The following is a 17,545-nucleotide window of genomic DNA, read 5'->3' as shown; positions in this document are numbered from 1 at the left end:
TTGGATATGTGTGTATTTTTGTCTGGACATACGAACACCCCCTGTATAGGTTTATTTTCCTACACAGGGGGCGTTTTGTCTATTGTCCGTTTTTACTGGTTCGGTTCAAATTCCGCAGGGCTTTTTTGTCAGGCTGGGATGCAGTCAAAAAGAAAGATGGGCGGCGTCACACGCCATTTTTCTTTATAGGAAGGACAGCGCGGATCCGATGAAGGAACGGTTTTTCGGGAGAAATGTTAGGACCGTTTCCGCCGGAACACCACTGTGGAGCAGCCCTGCACTTTGCTCTCGGAAAAGTCGCCGAAAAGGAGCGATGCATCTGCCGGGGCCGTCAGCGCAATGGCCTCGTCGGTGAAATTCTGAATGAAAAAATACTCGTTTTCCGGATCCTGCCGGCTGGACACTTCGAGTCCTTCGGGCAGATGAGGCAGGATGGGCGAGAGGCCTGTCCGGGACATCATTTCCCGGTAGAAATCATTGTAGAATGCCTCCTCGGCATCGGTGCAGAGGTAGTAGGCAGTGCCTTTGCCATAGGAGTGGACGGTGAGGGCGGGATATCCCTTGTAGAAGTCGTCGGTATAGGTCATGAGGGGCTGGGCGCCCTGAAGCCGCACCAGGTCACACAGGTTTCTGCAGGTGTACAGAGGGGCCCCGGGGCCAGCCGTAAAGTGATGAACATCTCCGGTGCACAGGGCGTCGATTTCCTCGCTGCGCAGGCCCAGCAGATCAGTCAGGCCGTGAGGCGTCCCGCCCAGATGGCACAGGTCGTTTTCGTTGACGATGCCGCTCCAATAGGTCATGACGAGGGTGCCGCCGTTCTGGACGAACTGGCGCAGCCGCTCTTCAATCCCGGCCCGGAACATATAGAGCATGGGGACCACCACCAGACGGTAGCCGTCCAGCGGCTGTTCCACCTGGACCAGGTCCACATTCAGCCCGCACTTCCGCAGGGCCTGATAGGACTTAAAGACCGCCTCGTGGTAGAACAGACCCTCGTTCCGCGGGCCGCGGGCCCGCTCCATGGCCCAGCGGCTTTCGGTGTCCCAGAGCACCGCCGCCTGGGCGGATACCTGACTGCCGGCGACGCAGGCCAGTGCCTGGAGGGCCTGCCCGGTCTGGGTGGCCTCCCGGAAAACCCGGGTGTCCTCTCCGCCGTAGTGGTCGATCACTGCGCCGTGGAATTTCTCAAACCCGCCCCGGCCCTGCCGGATCTGGAAATACTGGACGCTGTCCGCACCGTGGGCGACGGCGTGGAGCGATGCATTCAGCAGAAGGCCCGGTTTTTTCAGCTTGCTGACCGGCTGCCAGTTGAGGCTGGAGGGGCTGGATTCCATCAAAAGGAAGGGGGCGTGCTTCATGGTGCGCATCATGTCGTGCTGCATCCCGGTGTTCAAAGCGGTCCGGCTGTCCGACTGATAGCGCCAGAGCGGGTAGCTGTCCCAGGAGACGACATCGATTTCCCGGGCCAGTTCATAGTAATTCAGCCCGATGTAATCCTCCATAAAATTGGTGGTCACCGGCTGGGTGGCGCCCGCCTGGCGGAGAGCACGAATTTCCTCACACATGAAATCGGTGGTCTGGGCGGTTACAAACCGCATCCAGTCCAGAGACAAGCCGTGCAGTCCGCTGTCGCCCAGGGTGGAGGGACTCTCCACCTGCTCAAACGAAGTGTAGGTATGGCTCCAGAAGGTGGTCCACCAGGCGTGATTCAAGGCGTCGATGGTCTGATAGCGCTGTTTCAGCCAGCGGCGGAAGGCGGCCTGGCAGAGGGGGCAGTGGCATTCGCCGCTGTATTCATTGGAGATGTGCCAGAGGATGACCGCCGGATGATCCTTAAAGGTCTGGGCCAGTTTCTGGTTGATGATCCGTACTTTCTGGCGGTAGACGGGGGAGGTGTAGCAGTGGTTGTGCCGCTCTCCGTACAGGCTGCGGACCCGGTTCTCCCGGACCCGGAGAACCTCCGGGTATTTTTCAGCCAGCCAGCGGGGACGTGCGCCAGACGGCGTGGCGAGAATCACCCGAATTCCGTGGGCGTAGAGGTTGTCCACTATCTCTTTCAGCCATTCCAGCCGGAACACCCCTTCCTCCGGTTCCAGAGTGGACCAGGAGAACACCCCCAGCGTGACGGTGTTGATCCGGGCTTTCTGCATCATTTCCAGGTCCCGGGCCAGAATATCCGGGCGGTCCAGCCATTGCTCGGGGTTGTAGTCTCCGCCATAAATGAATTGATTGGATATACTCTGTCTTTCCATAAGGTGGGTCCTTTCTTTCCTGTGTAAGTGGGTACTTTGAGTATACGGTGTCCGGCGCCATTCGGCAACCCTTTGGACCGCAGAAAGCATCCCTCTTTCTGCACAGGGGCAAGGCAAAAAAATGAATTTTGTTTCGTTGGGTTTTGTTGTAAAATGGGGGCGTCCTAAGAGAAAGGAGCGAAGCTGCATGAAGCCGGTGTATCATATTTCGCCAGACCACGGATTTCTCAACAATCCCAATGGTCTGGCCCAGTTCCGGGGCGAGTTCCACGTGTTTTATCAGTGGCTGCCCGAGGTGACCCCGCAGGGCAAAAAGCAGTGGCGGCACTGCGTTTCCAAAGACCTGCTGCACTGGACCGACCAGGGCAGCACCCTGGAGCCGGTCCAGTGGTATGAAAAGGATGGCTGCTATTCCGGTTCCGGCCTTGCGGCCGGCGGACAGTACTACCTCTTTTATACCGGAAATGTCCGGGATGCCGAGGGCGGCCGGGAGTCCTATCAGTGTGCCGCCGTCTCCCGGGACGGCCGGCGGTTTGTAAAACTGGGACCGGTGGTTTTGAAGCCTGAGGCCTACACCCCGCATTTCCGTGACCCCAAAGTATGGCGAAAAGGGGACCACTGGTGGATGCTGGTAGGGGCTCAGACCCGGGAGCTCAAGGGGAACGCCGCGCTTTTCCGGTCGGATGATTTGCTGCACTGGGACAGGGTGGGCAGTGTGCTGGGTCCCGGGCTGGAAATGGGTTACATGTGCGAGTGCCCGGATCTGGTGGAAGTGGACGGACAGGAGTTTCTGCTGGTCAGCAGACAGTCCGAACAGGGAACCGTCCCGCTGGTGCTGCCGGGGCGGATGGACTATTCCCGGGGACGGTTTGAAACAAAAGGTCCCGCCGCCCTGCTGGACGAGGGGCTGGATTTCTATGCCCCGCAGACCTTTGTGGATGAGAGCGGCCGCTGTCTGCTGTTTGGATGGCTTGGGTCGGGGGAGAAAGACTATCAGCTCAGCCAGCCACCTGTCCGGGAGGGCTGGCTCCACAGCCTGAGCATCCCGCGGGAACTGTTTGTCCGCGGCGGCGCGCTTTGCCAGCGGCCCGCAGAGGAATTGAAGCAGCTTCGTCGGCAGGAACAGCGGACCGAATGTGCCGGCGCCGCTGTGATCGACCGCGGAACGGCCAGTCTGGAACTGTCCGCCGAGGGCCTGGGCAGTCAGGCCGTCACCTTTGATTTTGGTTCGGTGCTGAAACTTTGCTATCGGCCGGAGAGCCGGACGATGCAGGTTATGCGAAAAAAATGGAACGGGGAGGGATACGATGAAAAACACCTGAGTCTGGCCCGGCTGGATGCGCTTCGGATCTATCTGGATCAGTCCACCGCGGAGCTCTTTGTCAACCACGGTGAAACGACCTTCACCTGCAAGGCGTATTTCGGGGCAGACACAAGGATTCATATTGTTTCGCAGGAAAACATCAGGGTGTCAACTTGGATATTGGAGGTATCGTAAATGGCACAGACAGTGGATTATCAATCGGTAGCAAGCCAGATCATCGACGTGGTGGGCGGCGCGGACAACATCCTGTCGGCGGCGCACTGCGCGACCAGACTTCGCCTGATGGTCAAAAAGCGCGAGATCATCGACGACAACGAGGTGGAGAGCCTGCCCCTGGTCAAGGGCTGCTTTTTCACCGCAGGACAGTACCAGATCATCCTGGGGACCGGCATTGGCAACAAGGTGTATGATGAAGTAATCAAGTTGGGCATTCCCGGCGCATCCAAAAACGAGCAGGCCGCCGCTGCGGCACAGAACGGAAACGCAGCCCAGCGCCTGGTGCGGGTGTTTGCGGATGTGTTCGTGCCCATCATCCCGGTTATGGTGGCCACCGGCCTGTTTATGGGCCTGCGGGGTTTCCTGACCCAGCCGGATCTCCTGGCGATGCTGGGCCTCACCACCGATTCCATCCCCCAGAATTTCCTCTCCTTCACCCAGATTCTGACCGATACGGCGTTCAGTTTCTTGCCGGTTCTGGTCTGCTGGTCCGCCTTCAAAAAGTTTGGCGGCTCTCCGGTCATCGGCATTGTGGTGGGCCTGATGCTGGTTCACAACATTCTGCCCACGTCCTGGGACGTGGCAGAAGGCAACGCCGAGCCGCTGCTGTTCTTTGGCTTTATCAAGGTGAACGGGTACCAGAGCTCGGTGCTGCCGGCGTTCATTGTGGGCTTTTTGGGGTCCAAAATCGAGCAGTGGCTGCATGACCATGTGCCCAACGCGCTGGACCTGATTGTCACCCCCTTTGTGACGGTTCTGCTGTCGCTGTGCCTGGGACTGTTTGCAGTGGGTCCGGTGTTCCACTCGGTGGAGATGGCGCTGGTAGATGTCGTATCCTTCCTGTTCCAGCTGCCCTTTGGGGTGGGCGGCCTGATCTGGGGCGCTCTGTGCCAGGTGATTGTCATCACCGGCGTCCATCATGCCCTCAACCTGGTGGAAATTGAGATGCTGTCCAAGACCGGCTGGAACCCCGTCAACCCGGTGGGTTCCTGCGGCATCGTGGCCCAGGCCGGCGCCGCCATGGCGGTGGCGGTCAAGACCAAATCGGTCAAGATGAAGTCTCTGGCCTATCCGTCCGCTGTGTCGGGCCTGCTGGGCATCACCGAGCCCGCCATCTTTGGCGTCAACCTCCGTCTGGTCAGCCCCTTTGTCTGGGGCTGTGTGGGCGGCGGTGTCGGCGGCTGGCTTTCGGCGCTGTTCGGCCTGCAGGGTACCGGCATGTCGGTGACCGGCATCCCCGGCATGCTGCTCTACCTGAATAAACAGCTGCCCCTCTACATTTTGATCAATGGTATTGCATTTGCCGTGGCGTTTGCGCTAACATATATCTTTGGAATGAAGAATCAGGACGCAGCCGCATAACGGAAAAAGACCCCGACCCCTGCGCCGGCCCCAGACCAAGGGGCTGCGCGGGGGCTGGGGTCGTGGGCTGCCGCGGAAACGGGGGAGAACATGTACAGCCGAAAAATCCGGTTGCTACGGGCAATCGTCGAGAACGAAAATCTTTCTTCGCAGGAACTGATGGAGAAACTCTCCATCGGTCAGCGGACCCTGCGCAGCGAGATCAGCGAGCTCAATGAAATGCTGCGGAAAGAAAAGGTCTCGATACACTCGGGCAGCGGGGGCGGCTACTATGTCAAAAGCAGCGAAAAGGCCGCCATCCAGAACTATCCGGACGGCATGATCCGCCAGAGCAAGCGGATGGTTCTGCCTGAGACGTCCAGAGAGCGATTTCTCTTTGGGTTTGCCTGGCTGTTTTTCCGGCGGGAACCGGTTTCCATCCAGCGGGCGGCGGAGAAGCTCTGTGCCTCCAACACAGCGGTTCTCCACACCAAAAAGCAGATCCAGGATACATTGACCTGGTATCCCGGCCTTCGACTGGAAACCGGAACCCGCGGCATGTGGATCAGCGGCAGCGAGGCGGAAAAGCGGCACGCCCTGGCCCAGTTCATCAATTACTCCACCTTTGGCTCCATTATGATGGAACGGCTGATGACGTTTCTCTTTGGGGCCGGCCCCTATGAGGATTACATGTCCTTTTACCGGGGTCTGCCCGATATTTTGGCGGCACAGGGGTGCCGGCTGATTGACAAATCGGTGGAAGGGTTTGCGCTGGACCTCTTTGTCACCCTGATGCGGTCCCAGAAGGGGTTTGTGCTGGACGGGCAGGAAACGCCCGATTCCTGCCCCTGCGTTGATGCGCTGGCCGAATGGGTGGAAAAGGCCGGCTACACCCTCTCTGCCCGGGATAAGGCCTATCTGACCGAATGCCTGCGGGCCAGACGGATTTTGTATACCCTCGGCAAAGACGATGCCGCCCTTGAGGAATATATAGAGGTAACCAGGGAGTTCCTGGCGGCGGTGGACCAGGAGTTCGGCACCGAATACCGCCGCAACGAGGAGCTCTGCGGCAAGCTGTCGGTCCATATCCAGAAAATGATCCTGCGGATACAGGGGGGCTATTTCGAGACCAACACCATTCTGCAGGACGTGTCCAACCGGTATGGCCGGGAGATGGATATGGCCCGCAGAATCAACGGCGTCCTTGAAAAGCGGTACGGGGCGGCGGCCAACGTCCACGAGATTTCCTACCTGGCCATTTACCTCCGGGCCTACTCCAGCCGCAAACTCAGCGCACTGGTTCTCTGCGATCTGGGGGAGGGGATCGCCGACAATATGGTCCGGCAGATCACCCAGTACTGCGGGGAGGGAATCCGCATCCTGGGAATCAGCTCCCTGAACGAATACCGCAGGGACCCTTTGCCCGTGGATATTCTGATTTCTCCCTCCCGGATCTACAATGTCCGCCTGCCCGAAAAGACCAAGATTTTTTATGTGGACTACCTTTTGAAAGAGACCCAGCTGAAGAAAATCCAGGATTACCTGCTGAAAAACACACACACGGAATAAGACATCCGCAGCCGGGGGAGCCCCGGTGCAGTGCAGAACATCCAAAGAAACCGGTCCCGTCCATGGTGTATCCAGGGCGGAACCGGTCTTTTGCTTTTTGGCCTGTTTTGAGATCCAGGCGGAAAAACTTTTCCCGGAGCAGGGAAGGCCATATACCCCCGCCCGGATAACACAGCTCAAAAAGCAGAGCCGACGGGACAAGCCCGGCGGTTCCAAAACGGGCAAAACAAAAACCTCGCAGAACCTTTCGGTTTTGCGAGGTTTTTCTGGCGGAAAGATGGGGATTCGAACCCCAGAACGCTTTTACACGTTACACGATTTCCAGTCGTGCGCCTTAGACCAACTCAGCCATCTTTCCACATATTCTTTTGTGTTTGCCGCTCTGTGTTTCCGTGTCTCCCGAGCGCTCCACTATAATACCTGAATTGACGGGATTTGTCAAGGTTTTTTTGAAAAAATTTTTTGGACCTTTTTTATATTGACGTTGCAGGCTGTCGGGCGTATCATGGAGCCAGAGACAAGAGGGGCGTTTTTGCCGCCCCGAATGGCAATAAAGGAGGATGTTCCATGACGTATACGGATGTTCTGAACCAGGCCCGGCAGTGCCTGGGCGAAACCTGCAAAGCCTGCCCCATCTGCAATGGCGTGGCCTGCAGAAACCGCATTCCCGGCCCGGGAGCCAAAGGGGTAGGGGATACGGCCATTCGCAATTATGAAAAGTGGGCGGATATCCGGCTGAATATGGATACGCTCTGCCCGGGCGGCGGGCAGGATACCACCTGTGAGCTGTTTGGCCGGACGTTCCGTTATCCCTTCTTTGCGGGGCCGGTGGGTGCAGTGAACCTCCACTACTCCGAGGCCTACAACGATATGACCTATAATGATGTGCTGGTCCGTGCCTGCGCCGCCAACGGGATTGCGGCCTTTACCGGCGACGGCACCGACCCCAACGTGATGGAGATGGCCACCCGCGCCATCGGCGCGGCGGACGGCTGCGGCGTGCCCACCATCAAGCCCTGGGACATCGACACCATCCGCACCAAGATGGATCTGGCCCGCGCCAGCAACTGCTTTGCGGTGGCGATGGATGTGGACGCCGCCGGCCTGCCCTTCCTGAAGAACCGCAATCCGCCGGCCGGCAGCAAGAGCGTGGCCGAGCTGCGGGAGATTGTGGGAATCCTCAACCGTCCCTTTATCGTCAAGGGCGTCATGACCGTCAAGGGCGCCCTCAAGGCCCAGGAGGCCGGCGCAGCAGCCATCGTGGTGTCCAACCACGGCGGCCGTGTGCTGGATCAGTGCCCCGCTACGGCAGAGGTCCTGCCCGAAATTGTGGCCGCGCTCCGCGGCAGCAATACAGCCGTTCTGGTGGATGGAGGCATCCGCACCGGCACCGATGTCTTTAAGGCTCTGGCCCTGGGCGCCAAGGGCGTCCTGATCGCCCGTTCCTTTGTGACCGCTGTCTATGGCGGCGGCGAGGAGGGCGTCCGCCTCTACATCGAGAAGATCGCCGGCGAGCTGGCCGACGCCATGCAGATGTGCGGCGCCCACACGCTGGCCGAAATCACCCCCGACATGGTCCGCATCTGCAAATAAGTTTTCAGATCGACTGTCTTTCAAGGCCGCTGCATGGTCCCGGACCCTGCGGCGGTCTTTTTGTATCTTTGGTTCCGGGCGAGAAGTTTAAAGGGTCTTGTTGCAGAGGACAGCCTCTCTCTTTATAATAGAAGCGGAACATGCCGGAGGATGGGCAGCTGGCGAAAAGCCAATGTGAACCAAACAAAGCGACAGCCCCCGCCCTGGACGGCACACAGGGAACAGAAAGGCAGAGGGAGACGAAGCAGATGATTGTATTGATAACAGGTCCGTCCCATACAGGGAAAACCCTGTTGGCCCAGAAGCTCCTGGAAAAATATAAATTTCCTTATTTGTCCATGGACCATTTGAAAATGGGCCTCATTCGCAGCGGCTACACCCGCCTGACCCCAGAGGATGACGACGCCCTTACGGGTTATTTGTGGCCGGTTGTGCGTGAGATCGTGAAAACAGCCATAGAAAATCAGCAAAACCTCATTGTGGAAGGCTGTTACATTCCGTTCGACTGGGCGAAAGATTTTGAAAAGGCATATCTCGACCAGATCCGATATTACTGCCTGGTCATGAGTGAGGCCTATATCAAAAATCATTTTGCCAGCATAAAAGAATACGCGAACGTCATGGAAAAACGCTTGGACGACAAAGGATGCACACTGGAAAGCGTTTTGAAGGATCACGCACATTTTCGGGCGTGCGCCCAAAAACATCACCTCAACGTTGTGCTGATCGACGACAAGTACGATGTAGACATCGACCTGGAATAATCTTCGACGAAAAACGGCTGTACTCTGGGTAGAGTAAATAAAAACGCCCCTTTGCAGGCCTGTTTGGCCGCACAAAGGGGCGTTTGGGCTGTTTTAAGGCTCGGAGTGGCCGGTCTGCCGGTCTTGCCAGTAGGGCAGTTTTGCCAACTGAACCTCAAAAAAGGCTCTGGCCTGCTCCGGAGGCCAGGATTCGTTGGACATGTGCTCTACAAGATAATTTGTCAGTTCCGCGAGACTTGTGTAAGCGAATTTTCCGTCGGTGTAGCACCACTTGCAATAGGCTTCATTGAAAGAACCATCTGGTTCCCGGCTGATGCAGCTGTCGTCCAGCGGCATACCGCAGCACTGGCAAATCAGCTTTTGCGGTGAGCCTAAAAGGGTGTTGATCGAAACATCAAACAACATGGACAACCGCTTGAGTGTTTCTGTGTTGGGGAGGGTTTCTCCGGTCTCCCACCGGGAAACAGCCTGGCGGGTTACATACAATTTTTCTGCAAGATCTTCCTGCGTCAAACCGTGCCTGGTCCGCAGCTCCAGGATAATCTCTTTGGTCTCCATAGCGATCACCTCATGGAGAGTGTATCATACTTCCCAAACCGCGCCAAGCAACAGACTGTTGCCCTGAAATTATTTCAGGGTGCCGTCCAGAATCTGGCCATAGTACCAGGGCCGGGGTGCGTGGAACACCTTGCCGCTGAGGTCAGCCAGAATGGGCTGAGTGAAAGAGGGAAGAACCAGCTCCCAGGCGCACAGAGCCTGGTATTTGAGCCGCAGTTCCCGGTTGGCGGCGTTGTTGCCGTACTTGCTGTCTCCCAGAATGGGGCAGCCAATGCTGGCCATGTGGGCCCGGATCTGATGGGTCCGGCCAGTGATCAGCCGGACCTTCAGCAGGGCCAGCCGTCCCGAGACGGCCACCGTCTCATATTCGGTGCAGACTTCCTTGGCGCCGGGGCGCTTCTCGGACAGAATCTGGACTTTGCCCATGTCCGCATCTTTCAGCAGCCAGCCGCCCAGCATCCCTTCCGGGGGAATGGGCCGGCCAAAGGTGACGCACAGATAGGTTTTCTGGACCTTTCGCTCCCGGATGGCCTCCAGCAGAATCTGCTCGGCCTCCGGGGTCTTGGCGATCAGGACCAGGCCGCTGGTGCCGGTGTCCAGCCGGTGGCAGAGGGAGGGCTGGTAGAGGCTCTCCTCGCTGTACTCGTTCTGACTGTTCAGATAGAGCAGCGCGCGGTTGAGAAGGGTGTCGTTCTCAGGGCCGTCTACCGCCAGACCAGCGGGCTTGTTGACCACCAGGAGCTGGGGGCCGTTGTAGACCACCTCGGCAGGGCAGCGGGCCTTTTTCCAAGCGGGACCGGCGTTGTCGCGGCTGTCGTCCAGCTGGTCATCCAGAATGAACAGCTTGATTTCGTCCCCGGCCATCACGCGGGTGGAAAGGGGCTGCTTTTTGCCGTTGAGCTTGATTTTGTTTTCCCGCAGGGCCTTGTTCAGGCGGCCGGGGTTGAGGGCGGGATATTGCTGCATCAGGTAATGGTCCAGCCGGGTGGGGGCCAGACATTTCACTTTGAGTATCTTCAAGAAAATTCCTCCATAGCCATGGTACATTCAACAATTACGGCATCATTGTAGCCGATGGGACGGCGTTCTGTCAAGGCTCTGGGCCCCAGAAATCATCCAGCGCCCGCCGGAGGCTGTCGGTGCCGGAGAGATACTGGATGTGGGCCCAGTGCCGCGGGAAAAGTCTGCGGTATCCCTCCTGGGTGAAGCGGTCATCCAGAAGCAGCACCACGCCGCGGTCGGTCTCGGTGCGGATGACCCGGCCCGCCGCCTGCAGGACCTTGTTCATCCCCGGGAAGCGGTAGGCATAGTCAAAACCGCTGCCGTCCTTCTCCTCAAAATAGCGGCGGAGCATTTCCTGCCGCGGGCTGACCTGGGGCAGCCCCACGCCTACGATGGCGCAGCCGATCAAACGGCTGCCGGCCAGATCCACGCCCTCGCCAAAGACGCCGCCCAGCACCCCGAATCCCAGCAGGGTCTCGGTCGGGTCAAGGGAAAAGTGTTCCAGAAAGGCGGCCCGCCCGGCGTCGTCCAGACCGCTCTCCTGGGCGATGGTGCGGATCTGCGGGTAGCGGGCGGAAAAATCGGCGTAGACCTGCCGCAGGTAGGCATAGCTGGGGAAGAAAGCCAGGTAGTTGCCTACCTTGCCCGCCGCCAGCGCGGCCAGCGCATCCGAAATGGCCGGGACGCTGGCCTCCCGCTGACGGTAGCGGGTGGAAATGCCGGGCAGACAGTAGAGGCCCAGGTTTTCGGCGGGGAAGGGGCTTTCCAACGCCACCGCCCGGGCGCCGCCGCAGCCCAACACATTCTTATAGTAGCCAGGAGGAATCAAGGTGGCGCTGAACAGAACCGATGCCCGGCCGCAGGCCAGGCTGTCGTCCACAAAGGCAGAGGGGTCCAGACAGAGCAGCCGGATGGTCAAGTCACTCCCGTGGGCGGTGAGCTGGGTGACGTAGTGGTCGTCATAGCGCTCCGCTGTGCGGAGCAGATCGTGGAGGCTAAAGTAGAGGTTCAGCAGTGTCTCGTGGGCCGGGTCCTCGGGGTTCTTCTCCAGCCAGTCCTGGAGAGCTGGCAGAAGCCCCAGCAGAGGCCGTACCAGGGCCGGCGGCAGCTCTTTGAAGAAGACGGTCCCGTCCTGCGCATAAATCGGCTCAGGCAGCAGGGAAGAGGCTTCGGATGATTCAGGCCTGGTGGCAGCCTCGCCGGCAGCTTCATCGAAAAGTCCCATCTGCTGAACCTGCGGCGTCGTGGTCTCGGAACCGGTGGCGGCAGCGGCACCCCGCCGCGGTGCGAGAGCTTCACAGGCCCGGCGCAGGGCCAGCAGTTCTTTGTCTGCCCGGATCAGATGCCGTTTGAGAGAGTTCTTTCCCTTGAGCAGGGCCCGCTTGGCCTCGGTGATGTCGCTCTTGGCGAAGGAAGCCGAGTACATCTCCCGGGCCCGGTCGGGGAGGTTGTGAGCCTCGTCAATGAGGAACACCCAGTCCCCGTTCAGCTCAAAAAAGCGCCGCAGATGAACCATCGGGTCAAACAGATAGTTGTAGTCCCCGATGATGAGATCGCACCAGTCGCTGAGATCCAGACCCAGCTCAAAAGGGCAGACGGTATGCCGGCGGGCGGCAGCCTCGATGGCGGGGCGGTCCAGCTGGCCGCCGCCGTCCAGCAGATCGGCCAGCGCGGTCTTAACCCGGTTGTAGTAACCCTTGGCGAAAGAGCAGACCTCGGGCAGACAGACCGGGCGGCCCGCCTCGTTCTTGCACAGGCACACCTTCTCCTTGGCGGTGAGGGTCACCGATCGGAAGGACAGGCCGGGATTGGCCTGGCGCAGCAGGGATACAGCGCTTTCAGCGGCTGTCCGTGCGGTATTTCTAGCTGTAAAGTAAAATAACTTTTCGCCTTTTTCTTCCCCCATGGCCTTCATGGCAGGGAACAGGGCGCTCATGGTTTTGCCGGTTCCGGTAGGGGCCTGACAGAACAGCCGGAACCCGCCTTTTCCGGCCTCCCGGCCGGTGCGGCAGGCTCGGTAAACCTCCCCGGCAAGGGCCCGCTGCCCGGGCCGGTACTGGTCATAAGGAAACTGCAAATCCAGCAGACTGGCCCGGCGCTTCTCGGCCCAGTCCAGCTGGCGCCGGGCCCAGGGAGCATACTCTTTCAGCAGCCCCAGGAAAAAATCTTCCAGTGCATCGCGCGCAAAATGACGTGTAAAGCATATAACCTTGTCATCATCAATCTGATAATAGGTCAGCCGTACATCGATGTGGGACAGGTCGTTTTGATCGGCGTAGATGGCGGCATACACCATCCCCTGGGCCCAGTGGCAGAAGTTGAGGTCCTCGGTGATCTCCTGCAGCGGGACGCCGGTGGTCTTGATCTCGTCGATGACGGTCCGCTCCTCGCCATCCACAAAAATCCCGTCGGCCCGGCCCTCAACGGTGTAGCGGATGCCCTCCACATCCCGCGTGCCGGACAGGAACACCTCGGGCCGGTAGCCGTCGCCCGCCTGCTTTTGAAGTTTGCGGTGGATGCGGGCCCCTTCGTTGGCCCGGTCAAATCCGGCAAAGCGGCTGTCGATGTCTCCGGTCTGGAGCAGAAACTCCACCAGCTGGCGGACCGCCAGACGTACCTCCTGCATGGTTTCACCTCACATGGATTGATTTGCGATTCCCCGGCCGGTGCGGGCCGGGAGCTTTTTGTTCTTGCGGGTCAGACTTTGGGAACAAGCTGGGTCTGGTCCAGTCCCAGCACCCGGGCGCAGTCCCGGGTGATCTGCTCCACCGTCTCAAAGTTGACCGCCGCCCGGTAGTAGCTCTCCAGTTCGTCGTGGCAGCTCTTGGCGCTGGCCATCAGGGCGGTGGACTGCTGGATCAGTTCTTGCGCAGCCCGGGAGTTGAACCGCAGCCGCGCCCGGAACCCGGACAGGTTGCTCCGGTCCAAAAACCGGGTGCAGCGGACCGACTGCTGGCCGGGCAGGGCCACAGGATGCCAGCTGTTGTCGGTGAGAAACGCCAGCCGCAGGGAGGGGATCAGGATGTGGTCGATCTTCTCCTCCGGGTGGAGCGCACAGGGACAGGTGATGATCTCGTATCCGCGGGCCAGGGCCTCGTCGTGGATTTGCTCCATCAGGAAACGGGAGGCCGCGCCGTATTCATCCCGAAACACCACCGCCCGGTCGGCCAGCGCCCGGATGGTATCGGTATAGAAAATCGGTCCCTGGGGAGTGATGGCTGAGAGAAGGCGGATCTGCTCGGTTCCGGGGCCGTTCTGGCGGGGAAGCAGACGGGCGCACAGTCGCTTGACGTACCGGCGGGCCTTCTCAAAATCGGTGCTGCAGGCCTCGGCACGGCGGCTGTCCAGCAGCAGACTGCCCGCCGACGCGATATACCGGGCGGCCCGGCTGCGCAGGGACGCATTCCGGGCAAAGAGGGCCCGGATTTCCTCCCGATGAGGGTGCAGATCCTCCACCGACATGGTGTGATACAGGCTGACCACCACTTCGTCGGCGCCGGGAGCCAGCGGCTCCATGGTGTGGGGGGCGGTGGCGTCCAGGATGGCGGCTTTTTTGTCACAGAATACCACGCCGTCCAGGCTGTCCGGATCGCTGGAACAGTGGATGCGCTGAACAGGCCCGGACGAAAGCTGGGCCAGCTGCTTCATCATGGTGGATTTGCCGCAGCCGGGGCCGCTCTTGATCAGATAGAGCTGCATCCCCGGTTCCTGCCCGAGCTCCTGGAAATACCCGTGGAACCCCGCCGGTGTGGTGGTGCCGAGAAAGAAATCGACAGATTGCGGACATTTTGCTTCCATAGTACAACACCTCGCTTTTGGCACAAGGTATGCAAAAGCGAGGCGGAATGCCACTCAGAAGCACAAAGCGTTCAGAGATAGGTGTGATCGCACACTTCCTGGATCTTGTCCCGCAGGGCGGTAAAATCCTCAAAAGCGGCGGGTTTGTTCTGGGGCTGACGGAGCAGGGCGGCCGGGTGGAAGGTGCCCATGAAGGCGACGCCGCCCTTTTCGGTGAAAATGCCGTGCTCCTTGGTCACCGAAAAGCCGGGCCGGATCATCCGCTGGGCCGCAATCCGGCCCAGGCATACCACGATTTTGGGCCGCAGAATCCGGAACTGTTCCCGCAGCCAGGGCATGCAGGCTTCGCTCTCGTCGGGCAGCGGGTCGCGGTTCTGGGGCGGACGGCACTTGACGATGTTGGCGATATAGCAGTTTTTGGTGCGGTCCAGATCGATGGCAAACAGGTATTTGTCCAGCAGCTGGCCGCTGCGTCCCACAAAGGGCAGACCCTGTTCGTCCTCGCTCTGGCCGGGGCCCTCGCCTACAAACAGGACCTCGGCGTTTTCCACGCCCTGTCCAAAGACAACGTGCTTCCGGGTTTGGCACAGAGGGCAGCGGGTGCAGGTCAGGCACTGGGCCTGCAGGGTAGAAAGATCCATGAAGCGCACTTCCTTTCCGGTGAATCTTGGACTTGTAGTTATACTATAGCACAAAACCGGTGCTTTGTCCTCAAAAGTTTTGCGCCGGATGCCTCTGTACAGCCTTCCGCCGGCTGTGGTACAATACAGCCAGCCCAAAACCATAAAAAGGGGGATGAACCGGGTGAAATTTCATACCTTCGGGGACGAGCGTCTGCCCCACATACTGATGATTCACGGCGGCGGAAATGCGTGGTGGAATTACCTGCGGCAGGCCCGGGCCCTGTCGCCCCGCTACCATGTGATCCTCCCCACTCTGGACGGCCACGGGGAGGAGTTTGCCACCCCGTATGTCTCCACCGAGAAAACCGCCGACCAGATCCTGGAATATATAGACAGCCATTGCGGCGGGCACTTGTTTGCCCTGTGCGGTGTGTCGCTGGGCGGCCAGATTGTGATGGAGCTTCTGTCCCGCAGGGCCGATCTGGCCCAAAAGGCCATCATTGACGGCAGTCTCTGCATCCCGCAGCCGGCCCTGGGCCGGTTCTGTATTGCATCGGTGCGCCTGTTTGGACGGTGGATGTTCAGCGAGCGGGCCTGCCGCTGGCAGCTTGCCCTGATGCCCAAAACGCTGCCGGAAAAAATGTGCTATCCCGAGGAAATCCAGGCCCATTACATGGAGGATATGCCCCGCCTGCCGATGGAAACCCTCTATACCATGTACCGCACCTATATGATGCACTACCGGCTCAAGGACAGCATCCGAAACACCCGGGCCCAGGTCATGTACTGGTATGGCGAGAAGGAAATGAAGTGCGTCAAACGGTCGGCGCAGCTGTTCCGGTCCATGGTGCCGTCCTGCACCATCCGGGAGGCCAAGGGCTATGGCCATGGGTATTTGTCGGTGTACCTGCCGGAAGAATGGCTCCAGGCGGCGCTGCCGTTTCTGGAAGGGAAGGCGTGAAGGTCTGTCAAAGCCCTTGGAATCGCCCCCAAAGGCCGGAGAAAACCGCCATAGTTTAGACAAAAGTTGGATTTAATCTATTGACCTGTACCCAAAATCCGTGCATAATGAAAAAGAAACCGCAGTGCGCCGGGCCCCGCGCCGGCGCCGGAACCCCTTTGCAAGAAACATCAGGAGTATTGGGATGGAAAAACAAAAACAACGTTTCGCAGCGCTCCTTGTCTTTGGAGGCATTGCTTTTTATTTTGGATTGACGCATTTCAACACGGTGATCCGCTGGGTGTATGGGCTTCTGGGGCTGTGCACCCCGGCTCTGGTGGGCGGCATCCTGGCCTTTCTGCTCAATGTGCCCATGTGCGGCATCGAAAATCTGCTGAAAAAGATCTTTTACCGCCGTCACCCCGAGAAGTCGGGCAAGGCGCTGCGGATTCTCAGCCTGCTGCTGACCTTTGTGTGCATGGTGGTGGTTGTGGCCATCGTGGTTCTGATGCTGATCCCCGAGCTGCAGAAGTCCATTTCCAGCGTCATTCTCCAGATTCAGGCCAGCCTGCCCGGCTGGATTGATTATCTCTACAGCCTGGGCATCGACACCACCATGCTGGAACAGCAGCTGGCCTCCATCGACCTGAAGGAGCTGGCCGGTCAGATGATCAACGGCGCCACCAGCATGCTGGGCACCCTGGTGGGGGCTGTGACCGCTACCGTCTCGGTGCTGGGCACCGCGCTGTTCTCTCTGGTCATTGCCCTGTATATCCTCATCGACAAAGAGAACCTCTCCCGCCAGACCAAAAAGCTGCTCTACGCCTTTGTCAAGCAGCCGGTGGCGGACCAGATCTACCATGTGGGCATCCTGGTTCGGGAAGCCTTTGGCAAGTTCCTGTCGGGCCAGTCCATGGAGGCTGTGGTGCTGGGCGTGCTGATGTTCATTGCGCTGTCCCTGTTCCGCATCCCGTATGCCAGCCTCATTGCGGTGCTGACCGCCGTCTGTGCCTTTGTGCCGTATGTGGGCGCTTTCATCTCCTGCGGCATTGGCGTGGCCCTGATCCTTCTGGTCAACCCCCTGCAGGCCATTCTCTGCCTGGTGGTGTATCAGGTGGTTCAGTTCATTGAGAACCAGTTCATCTACCCCCGTGTGGTGGGCAGCTCGGTGGGCCTGGAACCCCTGTGGACCGTGATTGCCGTTCTGGTGGGCGGCGAGGCCTTCGGCATTCTGGGCATGATCTTCTTCATCCCGGTAATGGCGGTGGTCTATATCCTCCTGAAAGAAACCGTCAACGCCCGCATCGACCGGATGCGCAAGAAAGCCGCCCAGGAGGCCGAACAGAGCGACAACCTGAACGACATCCTGGAAGAAACCCTCGAAACCACCCTGGAGGAAAACGCGGAAAACAACCAGCCGTAACCCATAACAAAAAAGCGTACCGTGTGCCCGAACTGAACTGCTCCAGTAAAAGTAGACAATGAAAAAAGAAGGCCTCCTGTGGTAGAATAAAACTACTACAGGAGGTTTTTGCTATGCCCAGAAAATACAGCCACATTCAGGA

14 protein-coding genes and 1 tRNA gene are annotated in these 17,545 nt (G+C 59.2%); 8 read left to right on the top strand and 7 right to left on the bottom strand.

Features of this window, described 5'->3' with window-relative positions:
- Positions 1-189: hypothetical protein (locus tag B5F27_RS17020; RefSeq protein WP_206423010.1), on the top strand; the 189-nt coding region annotated here is incomplete at its 5' end.
- A gap of 47 nt (positions 190-236) precedes the next feature.
- Here B5F27_RS17020 and B5F27_RS13595 read toward each other — a convergent pair.
- Complete coding sequence (locus B5F27_RS13595) at positions 237-2,252, bottom strand: beta-galactosidase (protein ID WP_087368580.1); 2,016 nt, start codon at positions 2,250-2,252, stop codon at positions 237-239.
- Positions 2,253-2,373: 121 nt separating this feature from the next.
- Between B5F27_RS13595 and B5F27_RS13590 the strand changes: the two genes are divergently transcribed.
- The 3 genes from B5F27_RS13590 to B5F27_RS13580 all read left to right on the top strand — a co-directional run bounded on the left by B5F27_RS13590 (position 2,374) and on the right by B5F27_RS13580 (position 6,702).
- A complete protein-coding gene (locus B5F27_RS13590) occupies positions 2,374-3,750 on the top strand; it encodes a sucrose-6-phosphate hydrolase (RefSeq protein WP_087368578.1) in 1,377 nt (458 codons plus the stop codon).
- A gap of 12 nt (positions 3,751-3,762) precedes the next feature.
- Complete coding sequence (locus B5F27_RS13585; protein WP_206423011.1) at positions 3,763-5,154, top strand: sucrose-specific PTS transporter subunit IIBC; 1,392 nt, start codon at positions 3,763-3,765, stop codon at positions 5,152-5,154.
- A 90-nt stretch (positions 5,155-5,244) separates the two neighbouring features.
- Positions 5,245-6,702, top strand: coding sequence for a PRD domain-containing protein (locus B5F27_RS13580; protein WP_087368574.1), 1,458 nt, complete (start codon positions 5,245-5,247; stop codon positions 6,700-6,702).
- 267 nt (positions 6,703-6,969) lie between these two features.
- Here the strand turns inward: B5F27_RS13580 and B5F27_RS13575 are convergent.
- Positions 6,970-7,060, bottom strand: a tRNA-Ser gene (locus tag B5F27_RS13575).
- 209 nt (positions 7,061-7,269) lie between these two features.
- On the opposite strand from B5F27_RS13575, the gene B5F27_RS13570 reads away from it, so the two are divergent.
- Both B5F27_RS13570 and B5F27_RS13565 read left to right on the top strand, forming a co-directional pair.
- On the top strand, positions 7,270-8,295 hold the full coding sequence (locus B5F27_RS13570) for an alpha-hydroxy-acid oxidizing protein (protein ID WP_087368572.1): 1,026 nt from the start codon (positions 7,270-7,272) through the stop codon (positions 8,293-8,295).
- 248 nt (positions 8,296-8,543) lie between these two features.
- Entirely contained in the window at positions 8,544-9,059 is a 516-nt protein-coding gene (locus B5F27_RS13565) for an ATP-binding protein (RefSeq protein WP_087368584.1), read from the top strand.
- 93 nt (positions 9,060-9,152) lie between these two features.
- Here the strand turns inward: B5F27_RS13565 and B5F27_RS13560 are convergent, their stop codons facing one another.
- The 5 genes from B5F27_RS13560 to B5F27_RS13540 form a co-directional block, all read right to left on the bottom strand.
- The gene (locus B5F27_RS13560) at positions 9,153-9,617 is read right to left on the bottom strand and encodes a zinc ribbon domain-containing protein (protein WP_087249536.1); all 465 of its coding nucleotides are present in this window, start codon (positions 9,615-9,617) and stop codon (positions 9,153-9,155) included.
- A 69-nt stretch (positions 9,618-9,686) separates the two neighbouring features.
- Positions 9,687-10,637, bottom strand: a complete 951-nt coding sequence (locus B5F27_RS13555) for an RluA family pseudouridine synthase (protein WP_087368570.1) — start codon at positions 10,635-10,637, stop codon at positions 9,687-9,689.
- 70 nt (positions 10,638-10,707) lie between these two features.
- Positions 10,708-13,245 (bottom strand): ATP-dependent DNA helicase, encoded by a 2,538-nt coding sequence (locus B5F27_RS13550; RefSeq protein WP_087368568.1) that lies wholly within the window; start codon positions 13,243-13,245, stop codon positions 10,708-10,710.
- 71 nt (positions 13,246-13,316) lie between these two features.
- Positions 13,317-14,417, bottom strand: coding sequence for a hypothetical protein (locus tag B5F27_RS13545; protein ID WP_087368566.1), 1,101 nt, complete (start codon positions 14,415-14,417; stop codon positions 13,317-13,319).
- Positions 14,418-14,488: 71 nt separating this feature from the next.
- Positions 14,489-15,058 (bottom strand): uracil-DNA glycosylase, encoded by a 570-nt coding sequence (locus B5F27_RS13540; protein WP_087249543.1) that lies wholly within the window; start codon positions 15,056-15,058, stop codon positions 14,489-14,491.
- Positions 15,059-15,221: 163 nt separating this feature from the next.
- On the opposite strand from B5F27_RS13540, the gene B5F27_RS13535 reads away from it, so the two are divergent.
- Together B5F27_RS13535 and B5F27_RS13530 are read left to right on the top strand one after the other, a co-directional pair.
- Entirely contained in the window at positions 15,222-16,001 is a 780-nt protein-coding gene (locus B5F27_RS13535) for an alpha/beta hydrolase (protein WP_087368582.1), read from the top strand.
- Positions 16,002-16,185: 184 nt separating this feature from the next.
- A complete protein-coding gene (locus B5F27_RS13530; RefSeq protein WP_087249545.1) occupies positions 16,186-17,403 on the top strand; it encodes an AI-2E family transporter in 1,218 nt (405 codons plus the stop codon).
- The last annotated feature ends 142 nt before the right edge of the window (positions 17,404-17,545 follow it).

The sequence above is a fragment of the Faecalibacterium sp. An192 genome (assembly GCF_002160175.1).
In the GTDB taxonomy this organism is placed as follows: Bacteria; Bacillota; Clostridia; order Oscillospirales; family Ruminococcaceae; genus Faecalibacterium.
The sequence above is the reverse complement of the archived record's forward strand: the minus strand, read 5'-3'. Positions and strand labels throughout refer to the sequence as shown.